This window comes from Nocardioides sp. PD653-B2 (genome assembly GCF_002117935.1).
Lineage (GTDB): Bacteria > Actinomycetota > Actinomycetes > Propionibacteriales > Nocardioidaceae > Nocardioides.
Genome location: NZ_BDJE01000062.1, coordinates 24,701 through 36,958, shown reverse-complemented (window position 1 = coordinate 36,958; position 12,258 = coordinate 24,701). Strand labels below are relative to the sequence as shown.

The 12,258-nt window shown below is 71.2% G+C and carries 13 protein-coding genes and 2 tRNA genes; 7 read left to right on the top strand and 8 right to left on the bottom strand.

The features are described 5' to 3' along the window. Positions 1-40 precede the first annotated feature (40 nt). The 4 genes from PD653B2_RS22510 to PD653B2_RS22495 all read left to right on the top strand — a co-directional run bounded on the left by PD653B2_RS22510 (position 41) and on the right by PD653B2_RS22495 (position 3,975). A complete protein-coding gene (locus tag PD653B2_RS22510) occupies positions 41-1,447 on the top strand; it encodes an aminopeptidase P family protein (RefSeq protein WP_085874659.1) in 1,407 nt (468 codons plus the stop codon). Between the two features lie 137 nt (positions 1,448-1,584). Next, on the top strand, positions 1,585-2,844 hold the full coding sequence (locus PD653B2_RS22505) for a metallophosphoesterase family protein (protein ID WP_165763585.1): 1,260 nt from the start codon (positions 1,585-1,587) through the stop codon (positions 2,842-2,844). A 99-nt stretch (positions 2,845-2,943) separates the two neighbouring features. Further along, positions 2,944-3,843 (top strand): Dyp-type peroxidase, encoded by a 900-nt coding sequence (locus PD653B2_RS22500; protein WP_085874657.1) that lies wholly within the window; start codon positions 2,944-2,946, stop codon positions 3,841-3,843. Positions 3,844-3,901: 58 nt separating this feature from the next. Beyond that, positions 3,902-3,975 (top strand) — tRNA-Arg (locus tag PD653B2_RS22495). 15 nt (positions 3,976-3,990) lie between these two features. On the opposite strand, the gene PD653B2_RS25225 is transcribed toward PD653B2_RS22495, so the two are convergent. The 5 genes from PD653B2_RS25225 to PD653B2_RS22475 all read right to left on the bottom strand — a co-directional run bounded on the left by PD653B2_RS25225 (position 3,991) and on the right by PD653B2_RS22475 (position 7,398). Then, a complete protein-coding gene (locus PD653B2_RS25225) occupies positions 3,991-4,152 on the bottom strand; it encodes a hypothetical protein (RefSeq protein ID WP_165763584.1) in 162 nt (53 codons plus the stop codon). A gap of 114 nt (positions 4,153-4,266) precedes the next feature. Beyond that, entirely contained in the window at positions 4,267-4,932 is a 666-nt protein-coding gene (locus PD653B2_RS22490) for a response regulator transcription factor (RefSeq protein ID WP_085874656.1), read from the bottom strand. A gap of 165 nt (positions 4,933-5,097) precedes the next feature. Then, the gene (locus PD653B2_RS22485) at positions 5,098-6,129 is read right to left on the bottom strand and encodes an adenosine deaminase (RefSeq protein WP_085874655.1); all 1,032 of its coding nucleotides are present in this window, start codon (positions 6,127-6,129) and stop codon (positions 5,098-5,100) included. Positions 6,130-6,193: 64 nt separating this feature from the next. Beyond that, a complete protein-coding gene (locus tag PD653B2_RS22480) occupies positions 6,194-6,925 on the bottom strand; it encodes a DsbA family protein (protein ID WP_085874654.1) in 732 nt (243 codons plus the stop codon). Then, on the bottom strand, positions 6,925-7,398 hold the full coding sequence (locus tag PD653B2_RS22475) for a MauE/DoxX family redox-associated membrane protein (protein ID WP_085874653.1): 474 nt from the start codon (positions 7,396-7,398) through the stop codon (positions 6,925-6,927). Before PD653B2_RS22475 ends, PD653B2_RS22480 begins: the two co-directional genes overlap by 1 nt. Positions 7,399-7,470: 72 nt before the next feature. On the opposite strand from PD653B2_RS22475, the gene orn reads away from it, so the two are divergent. Together orn and PD653B2_RS22465 are read left to right on the top strand one after the other, a co-directional pair. Beyond that, positions 7,471-8,139, top strand: coding sequence for an oligoribonuclease (gene orn / locus PD653B2_RS22470; RefSeq protein ID WP_085874689.1), 669 nt, complete (start codon positions 7,471-7,473; stop codon positions 8,137-8,139). Between the two features lie 40 nt (positions 8,140-8,179). Further along, positions 8,180-8,255: transfer RNA gene (locus PD653B2_RS22465), tRNA-His, on the top strand. 93 nt (positions 8,256-8,348) lie between these two features. Here the strand turns inward: PD653B2_RS22465 and PD653B2_RS22460 are convergent. The 3 genes from PD653B2_RS22460 to PD653B2_RS22450 form a co-directional block, all read right to left on the bottom strand. Beyond that, complete coding sequence (locus tag PD653B2_RS22460) at positions 8,349-9,386, bottom strand: hemolysin family protein (protein WP_085874652.1); 1,038 nt, start codon at positions 9,384-9,386, stop codon at positions 8,349-8,351. Then, entirely contained in the window at positions 9,383-10,687 is a 1,305-nt protein-coding gene (locus tag PD653B2_RS22455) for a hemolysin family protein (RefSeq protein WP_085874651.1), read from the bottom strand. Before PD653B2_RS22455 ends, PD653B2_RS22460 begins: the two co-directional genes overlap by 4 nt. 159 nt (positions 10,688-10,846) lie before the next feature. Next, a complete protein-coding gene (locus tag PD653B2_RS22450; protein ID WP_085874650.1) occupies positions 10,847-11,323 on the bottom strand; it encodes a hypothetical protein in 477 nt (158 codons plus the stop codon). 65 nt (positions 11,324-11,388) lie between these two features. Between PD653B2_RS22450 and PD653B2_RS22445 the strand changes: the two genes are divergently transcribed. Further along, the gene (locus PD653B2_RS22445; protein WP_085874649.1) at positions 11,389-12,249 is read left to right on the top strand and encodes a bifunctional helix-turn-helix transcriptional regulator/GNAT family N-acetyltransferase; all 861 of its coding nucleotides are present in this window, start codon (positions 11,389-11,391) and stop codon (positions 12,247-12,249) included. Positions 12,250-12,258: the final 9 nt, after the last annotated feature.

The following is a 12,258-nucleotide window of genomic DNA, read 5'->3' as shown; positions in this document are numbered from 1 at the left end:
CAGGTCGGTCGACCCCGCGCCCCGGCGTACCATGGCTCGGATGAGCGAGCAGAGCGAGCTGAAGACCGAGTCCCACGACCCCAAGGTCCCGGCTGCGTGGGCCGCCTTCATGCGTGAGGGCTGGGGTGACCGCGAGCTGGATCTCCCCGTCGCGGCGGTCGCCGAGCCGGCGGCGCGCCGCCGGGCCCGGCTGGCCGAGGCGTTCCCGGGCGAGCGGCTGGTGCTCCCCGCGGGCGGCTACAAGGTGCGGTCCTACGACACCGACTACCGCTTCCGCCCCGACACCGCTCACACCTACTTCTCCGGCAACCAGACGAGCGACGCGGTGCTGGTGATGGCCGACGGCGAGGCGGTCCTCTACGCGCGTCCGCGCTCGTCGCGCGACACCGACGAGTTCTTCCGCGACCGGCAGTACGGCGAGCTGTGGGCCGGCCGGCGCCCGTCCCTCAAGGAGATGTCGGACTCCCTCGGTCTCGAGGTGCAGCACATCGACGGGCTCACCGCGGCCCTGCAGGGCACCGGCAAGACCCGGGTGCTGCGCGGGGTGTCGATCCCGGTCGACGGGTCGGTGGTGGGTGACGACGCCCGCGACAGCGAGTTCGCCCGGGTCGTCTCCGAGATGCGCCTGGTCAAGGACGACTGGGAGATCGCCCAGCTGCAGGAGGCGTGCGACATCACCACGCTCGGCTTCGAGGACGCCGTCCGCGACTGGGACGACGTGTTGACGTACGGCGAGCGCTGGATCGAGGGCACGTTCTTCCGTCGGGCTCGCGCGATGGGCAACGACATCGGCTACGACTCGATCGTCGGCGGCGGCTCGCACGCGACGACGCTGCACTGGATCGAGAACTCCGGGCCGATCACCCCCGGCGAGCTGGTGCTGCTCGACATGGGGGTCGAGAACCGCGCCCTCTACACCGCCGACGTCACCCGCACGATCCCGGTCGACGGTCGCTTCACCGACCTCCAGCGCGAGCTCTACGACCTGGTCTTCCACGCCCAGGAGGCGGGCATCGCCGCCGTCCGCCCGGGCGTCCCGTTCGCGGCCACCCACGAGGCGGCGATGGAGGTGCTGGCCCACGGGCTGGGCGACCTCGGGCTGCTGCCCGTCTCCGTCGAGGAGGCGCTCGACCCGGACAGCAAGGTCTACTCCCGCTGGACGCTGCACGGGACCAGCCACATGCTCGGCATGGACGTGCACGACTGCGGCCAGGCCGCGCCGGAGGCCTACGCCAAGGGCGAGCTGGCCGAGGGCATGGTGCTGACCGTCGAGCCCGGCCTCTACTTCCAGGAGGACGACCTGCTCGTCCCCGAGGAGCTGCGTGGCATCGGTATCCGGATCGAGGACGACATCCTGGTCACCGCCGACGGCTCCCGGAACCTCTCCGCCGCGCTGCCGCGCACCTCGACGGACGTCGAGGCGTGGATGGCTGAGCACCGCCGCTGATCGGCACCCACGCAACCCCGCGGGGTTGCCGCTCGTCTGATTCTGGGTAGGGGTGCACGACGCACCTCGCCCGACGGAAGGCCTTCCCCATCTCCTCCACCACCCACCGACGACACCTGCCCTGGTGGCGGGCCGTCGTGGCGACCCTCGCCGTCGCCCTGGTGGCCGGCGCCTGCGGCGACTACACCCCGGCGCAGGTCGCGAGCGAGCGGGCGGCCGAGGACCCGTCGCCGCGGCTGCTCGACGCATGGCCGTTGCCGACCGTCGCCGACCAGCCGCCCGACTACGAGTTCGTCGCCGCCCCCGACTTCCTGAACCAGGACGTCGGCGACGTGCGGACCCTGCCGACGTGGCGCCCCGGCGACCCGAACTCGTGGACCCCGCAGCTCCAGCAGGGCATCACCCGCTTCCTGGACGAGATCAAGGCCGTCGACCCCGACTCGGTCCTGGTGCCGGGGGACCTGGTCGAGGGCCACTGGGGCCGCGACAAGGACCACACCGGGATCTTCGGGCCGGTCCGCACCCGCCGCGAGAAGCAGCAGGCGATCCGTCGGGCCGCGAACTTCTACTACTCGACGTACAAGCACCGGTTCGACATCCGCGACCTCCCCCTCTACGCCGCGCTCGGCGACCACGACATCGGCGACAACGACTGGGACAACAGCACGCCGGCCACGCGCTTCAAGCGCAGCCAGATCGGCCTCTTCAGGCAGATGTTCGGCCGCTACTTCACGCACACGCCGTCCGGGAAGCCGCGGTTCGCCGACCGGCCCGTCGGCACGGTGTGGGCGGACACGGCGTACGCCGTGCACCTGACGCCCGACGTGCTGCTGGTGAGCCTCGACGAGTTCAACCGCCGCGACGCAGACGTGCACCTCGAGGTGGTGGGCGACCAGCTGCGGTGGCTGCGGCAGACGCTGCGGCAGGCGCGTGCCGACGGGGTGCCCTGGGTGATCGTCCAGGGCCACAACCCGATCCTGATGCCGGTCCGCGAGCGGTCCACCTCCGGCGGCCACATCGAGGGCGGCCGGCGCTCCGCTCTCTGGCGGACGATGGCGCGCTACGGCGTCGACGTCTACCTCAACGGCGAGGTCCACGACACGACCATGCGACAGGCCGACGGGGTCACGCAGATCTCGGCCGGCGGGCTGCTCTACACGGGCAACGCGAGCTATCTGGTCGCGAAGGTCTACGACGACCGGATCGACTTCGATGCCCGCCGTATCGCCGGCGCCCCCGGTCCCGGCGGCGACCTCTGGCAGACCACCGGGCCCCGGACCCGCGCGCGGCCGGAGTACGGCATCGCGCCCAGCATCTCGATCGGGTCGATGAGCCTCACCTCCGACGGCCGCGCGATCAACCAGGTCGGGCAGCTCCAGGCGTACGACGTGCCGTGAGCGGCCGTACTGGATCCGCTCCGCGACCGTGATCCCCGTCCCAGGTGCCGTTGCTGATCCGCAGGCCTCCGCAGGAGCCGTTGTGCGGGAAACTGGGGCATGGCCGTCCCGCAGACCGGAATCTTCGCCCTGGGCAACCTGGCGCACACCTACCTCGAGCTCGACCGGCGCGAGCCCGCCACCGCCTCGGCGCTGGTGGCAGCGGTCGCCGACCTCTCCGAGCCGCGCACGACGATGGGCGGCGTGAACCTGGTCGCCGGGTTCCGCCCCGAGGTGTGGCGCGCTGCCGCGCCGGACCGCTCGCCCGTCGCCGTGCACGGCTTCGACGACGACGTCGTGGGCATCGAGGGGTTCACGATGCCCGCCACCCAGCGCGACCTGGTGCTGTGGATCGCCGGAGGGTCCTACGACGTGGTCTTCGACGCCGCGATCGGCATGATCGCGGCCCTCGCGGACGTCGCCGTGCTGGTCGAGGAGACCGTGAGCTGGTCCTACCACCGCGACCTGGACCTCACCGGCTTCGTCGACGGCACCGAGAACCACTCGCTCCTGGTGGCGCCGCAGGAGGTGCTCGTGCCTGCCGGCTCCCCCGGCGCCGGCGGCTCGGTGCTGCTGCTCCAGAAGTGGGTGCACGACGCGCCGGCCTGGACGGCGTTGGGCCAGGAGCAGCAGGAGCGGGTCATCGGCCGCACCAAGGCCGGCAGCGTCGAGCTCGACGACAAGCCGGAGAGCTCCCACGTGGCCCGCACGGACCAGGAGGAGTTCGGCCAGATCTTCCGGCGCAACACGCCGTACGGCCGCGTCACCGAGCACGGCACGATGTTCGTCGGGTTCAGCGCCGAGCAGGGGCCGCTCGCCACGATGCTCGACAGCATGGCCGGCCTGACGAACGGCGTGCGCGACGCGCTGACCCGCTACACGACCGCGCTCACCGGCGGCTACTACTTCGTGCCGTCCGCCGATGACATCTTGGTGTTCGCGTCACCGGACGAGGACTGACTGACCGACCACCAGCACCGCTGACCGGGATCGTCGTGCGTCACAATGGTCGCGCCCAGCCCCTGTAGCTCAGCTGGATAGAGCAAGAGCCTTCTAATCTCTAGGTCGCAGGTTCGAGTCCTGCCGGGGGCGCCCAGAGCCGGTCCGTCAGGCAGCGACCCGGTTCCGCAGCGCGCAGGTGGCGCGGCGCTTCCCGTGCGAGGGCTCCGGGCGGTAGTAGGGGAGGATCCCGTCGCGCTGGTCCTCCGGGACGATCCCCCCGTCGGACCTGGTGACGTCGTACCCGAGCGACGTCGCCATCATCTCCATCGCGGCGCGGCTCGGGAACCCGTCCGGCGCCGGCTCCTGGCCGGGCTCGTGCTCGATGCTGGCAACACCATCGAGTCCCGGGTCGAGGCCGGCGAGCGCCTCTGAGGCGTCCGGCTAGGAGCGGCCCTGGGCCGGGGCGACGCTGCGCATCCGGTCGGGCTCGAAGCCGTGCCGCATGCCCCAGGCGACCGCCTGCGAGCGCCGCGAGACGCCGATCTTGCGGTACGCCGTGCGGATGTAGGTCTTCACCGAGTTGATGGACAGGTACGTCTGGAGGGCGATCTCCTGATTGCTCAGGCCCTGGGTGATGAGCGCGAGGACCTCCGCCTCCCGAGCGGTGAGGCCGGCTTCGCGGCCGGGCCACTCGCCGGAGGCATCGTGTCCGACGGACTCGGCCGACTCCCGCGGTACGACGGTCTCGCCGGCGTGCATGGCCTCGATCGCGGCGATCACCCCGTCGGCCGACAGCCCCTTCGACAGGTAGCCGGACGCGCCGCGGTCGATCGCCTTCTGCACGAGGTCCGTCTGGAGGTTCCAGCTGAAGATGGCCACCTTGGCGGAGCTGCCGTGGAGCAGGTCCTCGAGGTCGACCGCGTCGCCCTGCACCTGGCCGAACGTGTCGTAGAGGATCACGTCGACCTCGCTGAGCACGGGGAGGCCGGAGTCGAGCTCGACGATCTCCACCCGCTCGTGGTGGGGCGCGAGCATGGCCGCCACCCCGGCCACGACGATCTCATAGTCGTTGACGATCGCGATGCGGATCGGTGCAGCGCCTGGCATGCCACTACCCTATGCCCCGCTCGCCGGCCGGGGTCCGGTTTGGACCGTTACCCGATGTGAGGCAGTCGACACGCGCGCCAATGCACGGTTCAAGGCCGCGCGCGGGATACAAAGGTGGTGGCCCCGCAAAAGTATGAGTTTTGCGGGGCCTGAATCATTTCCGGATCAGGGTGTGGCGGCGTACTCGTCGATCTCGCCGAGCACCCGCGCCTTCAGGTCGTCATCGGCGAAGGACGCACGCACGGCGGTCCGCGCCAGGTCGGCGACCCCGGTCTCGTCGAGGCCGAGGAGGTCGGCCGCGATCTCGTACTCCCGGTTGAGGGTGGTGCCGAACATCGGCGGGTCGTCGGAGTTGACCGTGATCGTCACGCCGGCGTCGCGGAACGCGCGGATCGGGTGCTCGTCGAGCGTGGCGACGGCCCGGGTGGCGATGTTGGACGACGGGCAGACCTCGAGCGGGACGCCGGTCGCGGCCAGGTGGGCGAGCAGCTCGGGGTCCTGCGCCGACGACGTGCCGTGGCCGATCCGCTCCGCACCGAGGAGGCGCAGAGCGTGCCAGACCGTCTCCGGACCCGTGGTCTCGCCGGCATGCGGGACGCTGTGCAGCCCGGCGGCCCGGGCCGCGTCGAAGTGCGGCTGGAACTGCGGCCGCGGCACACCGATCTCCGGTCCACCGAGCCCGAAGCCGACCAGCGCGTCGGTGCGGTGGTGCAGCGCGTAGTCGAGGGTCGCGTCGGCCGCCGGGACACCGGACTCGCCGGGGATGTCGTAGATCCAGCGCAGCACCAGCCCGAAGTCGCGCTCGGCAGCGACCCGCGCGTCCTCGATCGCGTCCGTGTAGGCCTCGATCGGCATGCCCTTGCCGGGCTCGTCGGGGCGCACCGAGGTGTACGGCGTGCACGTGAGCTCGGCGTAGCGGAGACCCTGGCCGGTCGCCATCTCGCGGGCGACCTCGTAGGTCAGGTAGCGGATGTCCTCCGGGGTGCGGATCAGGTCGACGACCGCGAGGTAGACCTCGATGAAGTGCGCGAAGTCGCGGAACTCGAAGAACGCCCGCAACGCGTCGGGGTCGCTCGGCACCGTGCCCGGGTGCCGCTCCGCGAGCTCCGCGACGATCCGCGGCGACGCCGAGCCGACGTGGTGGACGTGCAGCTCGGCCTTGGGCAGACGGGCGATGAAGCCGGACAGGGTGCTCATCCGACGGAGTCTGTCAGCGGACGTGGACGAAGCACCAACCGGCGGCCGCGGGCAGCGTCGTGGGCTACTGCAGCTGCTCGACCAGGTTGGAGGCGAGGTCCTGCATGTTGCTGTAGTCGGTGAAGACCTTGCCGTCGAGGAGCACCGTCGGCGTACCCGACACCCCGGCCTCGTCGGCCGCCTTCGTCGCCCGGTCGGCCCAGCCGGCGCCGTCCTCGTCCTCGATCGGTCCCTTGACGTCCGCCTCCGTCGCTCCGGCCTGGACGGCGAGGTCGACCAACGCGGCGTTGTCGGGGAATGGGCCGGCCTCGCTGGGCTGGTTCTCGTAGAGCAGGTCGTGGAACTTCTTGGCGACGTCCGCACCGGCCTTGTCGAGCACGATCGAGAACGCACCGGCCGAGCGGGCGGAGTAGTCACCGGCCTGGGTGAGCAGGTCGAACGGCCGGTACTCGACCTGGACCTTGCCGTCGGCGGCGAGCTGGGAGAGGTCGTCCCGCGAGGCCGCTTCGAGCTCTCCGCAGAACGGGCAGAGGAAGTCCTCGTAGATGATCACCTCGTGCGGGGCGTCGTCCGGCCCGATGGTCAGCCCGAACTCGCTGCCGGCCGCGGGCGCCGACACGTCGGTCGTGGTGTCGAGGCTTCTCGAGATGAAATAGCCGACCGCGACCACGACCAGGATCGCGAGCACGACCCCGCCGACCATCACGTTGCGGCGGCGGGCTTCCTGGCGGTGCTGCTCGGCCATCGCGGCGGCAGCGCGCGCGGCGCGGTCGGTCTCCCGGTTCTTCTTCGACATCAGATTCCTTCGGCGACGGTGGTACGGCGGAACAGCAGGTTGTCCAGGGCCAGCTTCGTCGACGGCAGCCAGGCGGCAAAGACAGACGCGACGAGCAGGGCGACGTCGCGGGCGATCTCCCAGGGGTAGCTGGACGCCGCGTCGGGGTCAGCACCGCCGCCGCCGAAGCAGCCGCAGTCGATGCTGATCCCCCGGGCCCACACCGAGGCGATGCCGATGACGAACGCGAGGAAGAGAAGCGCGGAGACCACGGCGGCCCCGCGGGTCAGGAGGCCGACGACCAGGCAGACGCCCACGACGATCTCGACCACCGGCAGCAGCTGGCCGACCGTCGGGACGATCGAGGCGGGCAGCAGGTCGTAGGCCCGGACGGCCGCGACGCTCTGCGCGGGGTCGGGCAGCTTGATGGCGCCGGCGACGATCCACACCCCGCCCGCCACCACCCGGGCAAGCAGGCCCCACCACTCCTTCACGCCCCTGACCCTAGAGCGGGCGGCTGAACGACGGCTGAGAGTGCTCACCGATTGCGGCGTAGGGTGCCCTTCGTGAACGAAAGACTTGTCTGGATCGACTGTGAGATGACCGGCCTGGATCTCGGGGCCGACGCGCTGATCGAGGTCGCCGCCCTGGTGACCGACTTCGACCTCAACGTGCTCGGCGACGGCGTCGATCTCATCATCAAGCCACCGGCCGAGGCGCTCGACCAGATGAACGACTTCGTCAAGGAGATGCACGAGAAGTCGGGGCTGACCCGCGAGCTCGACTCCGGCATCACCCTCGACGAGGCCGAGGAGCGAGTGCTCGCCTACATCAAGGAGCACTGCCCCGACGGCAGCCGTCCCCCGCTCGCCGGCAACACGGTCGCGACCGACCGGGCCTTCCTCGCCCGCGACATGCCGACCCTCGAGACGTTCCTCCACTACCGGATCGTGGACGTTTCCTCGATCAAGGAGCTCTCGCGCCGCTGGTTCCCGCGGGCCTACTTCCAGGCGCCGCCGAAGCGCGGCAACCACCGCGCCCTGGCCGACATCCAGGAGAGCATCGAGGAGCTCCGCTACTACCGCGAGGCCGTCTTCGTCCCGTCGCCCGGCCCCGAGAGCGACGTCGCCCGGGCCATCGCCCTCAAGCACGGAGGTGCGCTCACCGGGCTCACCGGAGATCCCGAGCCGCCCGCGGCGGCCACCGACGAACCCGATTCAGCGAACGACGACTGAGTCCCCTACACTTTCTGCTCGGTCCGACAGGACCGTGATGGTGGGTATAGCTCAGCTGGTAGAGCGCCGCCTTGTGGTGGCGGATGTCGCGGGTTCGAGTCCCGTTACTCACCCCAACGAGTCGAGCCCCTGACCTGCAACAGCAGGTCAGGGGCTCGATGTCTTCCGGGCCGTCGTCCAGCGGAGCGTCGCCGGCTCCGTCACCGGGCTCAGCGGCGCGTCGTGGCGTCGTCCACCTCTCCGACCAGGACCTCGAGGACGTCCTCGAGGAAGAGCAGGCCGGTGGTGGCACCGTCCTCGTCGACGGTGCGGGCCACGTGGGTGCCCAGCTGGCGCAGGCGCCGCATGGCGTCCTCGAGCTCGGCATCGCGCTGGACCGAGACCAGGCGCCTGATCCGCTTGGCCGGGATCGCGGTGTCGAAGGCGGTGTCGAGGTCCATCACGTCCTTGACGTGCAGGTAGCCGCTCGGCTCGCCGCTCCTGTCCTGGACGACGTAGCGGGAGTACCCGTGCTCGACGACCGCCTGGTGCACCTGCGCCGGCGTCACGCCGTACGGGAGCAGGACCACCTCGCCCAGGGGCACCTCCTCCTCGGCGACGCGCTTGGTGGTGAACTCGAACGCGCCCGCCAAGGTGCCGGCGGTGTCGGCCAGGACCCCTTCGCGCTGGGAGCGCTGGACGATGCCGGCGACCTCCTCGAGCGTGAAGGTGCTGGTCGCCTCGTCCTTCGGCTGCACGCCGCACAGGCGTACGACGCCGTTGGCGACCCAGTTGAGCGCCCAGATGATCGGCCGGAAGATCCGCGAGACCAGCACCAGCGGCGGTGCGAGGAGCAGCGCGGCCCGCTCCGGCACCGAGAACGCGGTGTTCTTCGGCACCATCTCGCCGAACACGACATGCAGGTAGGTCACGAGCACCAGGGCGACGATAAAGGCGACGACGCCGATCGCATCCGGCGTCAGGGGCGTGGCGCCGAGCGGGTGTTCGAGCAGGTGGTGGATGGCCGGCTCGGAGACGGTGAGGATGAGCAGGGAGCAGACCGTGATGCCGAGCTGGCTGGTGGCCAGCATGAGGGTCGCGTGCTCCATCGCGTACAGCGTCGACTTCGCCGCGCGGCTCCCCTCCGCCGCGCGCGGCTCGATCTGGGAGCGGCGCGCGGAGATGACGGCGAACTCGGCGCCCACGAAGAACGCGTTCCCGGCCAGCAGCACGACCAGCGAGACGAGACCGGGCAGGTAGTCGCTCATCGGGCGTCCTCCGTCAGCGGGATGTAGCGGAGCCGCACGATACGGGCGCCGTCGACGCGGTCGACACGCAACGTCCCGGTCTCCAGGTCCGTCTCGTCGCCGAGCTCCGGCAGCCGTTCGAGCCGGTGCAGCACGTAGCCGGCGACGGTGTCCCACTCCTCGGAGTGAGGTACCGACACGCCGGCCCGCTCGAGCAGCTCGTCGGGCCGAAGCGAGGCGTCGAAGACGACGGAGCGGCCACGCCGCTGGACGTCGGGACGGGCGCGGTCGAACTCGTCCTCGAGCTCGCCGACGATCTCCTCGACCAGGTCCTCCAGCGTGACGATGCCGGCGGTGCCGCCGTGCTCGTCGCTGACCACCGCGAGCTGGAGGCCCTCGGCCCGTAGCAGCGAGAGCAGGGCGTTCGCCTTCATCGACTCCGGCACCCGGGCCGGAGCGCTCATCAGGTCACCGGCGACCGTGCCGTGCCGCCGCTCCGGCGACACCGCCCACGCCTGCTTGACGTGCACGACGCCGACCACGTCGTCGGGCCCGTCCTCGACGACGGGCATCCGGGAGTGGCCGCTGGCCAGCGAGGTCGCGACGACGTCGGCGGCCGTCGCCGTGACGCTGACACTGGTCATCTGGACACGCGGTGTCATCACGTCTGCCGCGTCGAGGGCCGCGAACCGCAACGTGCGGTCCAGCAGCGTCGCATCATGCTGGTCGAGCGCCCCGGCCCGAGCCGAGTGCCGGACCAGGTAGGTCAGCTCGTCGGCGGAACGGGCGCTGGAGAGCTCCTCCTTGGGCTCGATGCCCAGGGACCGGATGATCGTGTTCGCCGTCTCGTTGAGGGCCACCACCAACGGCTTGAACACCGCGGTGAACGCGACCTGGAACGGCACGACCGCCTTCGCGGTCTGTCGCGGCACCGCCAGGGCGAAGTTCTTCGGGACCAGCTCACCGATCACCATCGAGAACACCGTCGCGAGCACGACACCGACCAGGGCACCGGTCGTCTGGACCGCTGCATCGGACATGCCGAGCCCGGACAACGGGCTCTCGAGCAGGGAGCTGACCGCCGGCTCGAACGTGTACCCGGTCAACAGGGTGGTCAGCGTGATCCCCAGCTGGGCGCTGGACAGGTGTGTCGAGGTGATCTTCAGCGCCCCGATCACCAGACCGAGGCGCTTCTCGCCGTCGTCCCTCCGGCGCTCGAGGTCGTGTCGATCGAGTCCGACCAGCGCGAACTCGGACGCCACGAACAGTCCGGTGCCGACCGTCAACACCACCCCGACGGCGAGCATCGCCCACTCGTTCACGACTCACTCCTCCTGGCCCCGGTCGTGGCGGGCTTCCGGTCAGGAGGGCACGTACTTCGAGGGCGCGGTCGTCGGCGCGAGGTGCTCACACCAGAGCCAACGGGTCGCTGGGGGCCGTCGTTCCGAGACCTCGACCACAAGCGCTCGGCCCCGGACGGGTCAGTCGTTGTAGAAGTCACAGTGGTGGGCGAGTCGGCGGGTGGCGGCGTCGAACGGCGGCAGGTCGGGGCCGCCGGAGCCGGACCCGATGGCCGCGCGCTGGGCGTCGACGGACTCGCGAGCGATGGCGATGTCCTCGGCGAGCGGGCCGAGCGAGTGACCCTCGACCTCGGCGAGACCGGTCACCAGCTCCTCGGCGTCGGCGGCGTCCTCGGCCGACGGTGACCCGTGCACGAACTCGATCGCGCGCGGCATCAGCTGGGCCGGCGGGTGGTAGAGCTCGGCGCAGGTCTTCTGCACGCTCACCGACTCCGCGCTCTCGCTCGGAGAACCCGACAACGACTCGCTCGGCGTGACGGACGCCGAGGCCGAGACGCCTGGGTCGGTCGCGGTCGCGTCGCTGCCGTCGGAGCCGCAGCCGGCGAGCAGCGAGCCGGCCAGGGCGAGGCCGGCGAGGGCGGCGAGGTGTGCGCGCATGCCTCACTGTCTCGCGTTTGCCGGGCCAGGTCGACACGGGGCAGTTGTCTGACTAAAGTCAGAGAATGTCCGAGGCCGCTCCGACCGACACGCTGCGCCGCTTCAACCGCACCTACACGCAGCGCATCGGCGCGCTCGACGAGTCGTTCCTCGGCACCGGGCGGCCGCTGGGGGTCTCGCGCCTGCTCTTCGAGGTCGGGCCCGACGGCAGCGGCGTCCGCGCGCTGCGCGAGCGCCTCGACCTGGACTCCGGGTACCTCACCCGGTTGCTGCGCCGACTCACCGACGAGGGGCTCGTCGACCTCCACCCGGACCCCGCCGACGGCCGTCGGCGCGTCGTCGTGCTGACCGCCGCAGGCCGTACGGCGTGGCGCGAGCTCGATGACCGATCGGAGGCGCTGGCCCGCACCCTCGTCGAGCCGCTGGCACCCCGCCAGCGCGAGCGCCTCGTCGCGGCGTTGCACACGGCCGACCTGCTGGTCCGCGCGGCGACCGTGCACCTGCGCGAGGTCCCGCCCACCGAGCCGGTCGCCCGACGGGCGGCGGCCCATTACTTCGCCGAGCTCGACCGCCGCTTCCCGGACGGCTTCGACCCCGGGGAGCCCGACCACGCCGGGACGTTCGTGGTCGCGACCAGCGACGGCGTGCCGGTGGCGTACGGCGGGGTGCGCCCGATCGACCGCGAGACCGGCGAGATCAAGCGGATGTGGGTGCACGACGAGTGGCGCGGCGCCGGCCTGGGGTCGCGGATGCTGCGCCACCTCGAGGACCTGGCGCGCCGGCTCGGCCACACCCGCGTCGTCCTGGACACCAACGGCACCCTGCTCGAGGCGATCGCGATGTACGAGCGCGCGGGCTACGCACACATCGAGCGCTACAACGACAACCCCTACGCGCAGGCGTGGTTCGCGAAGGCGCTCTCGTAGGCGCGTCAG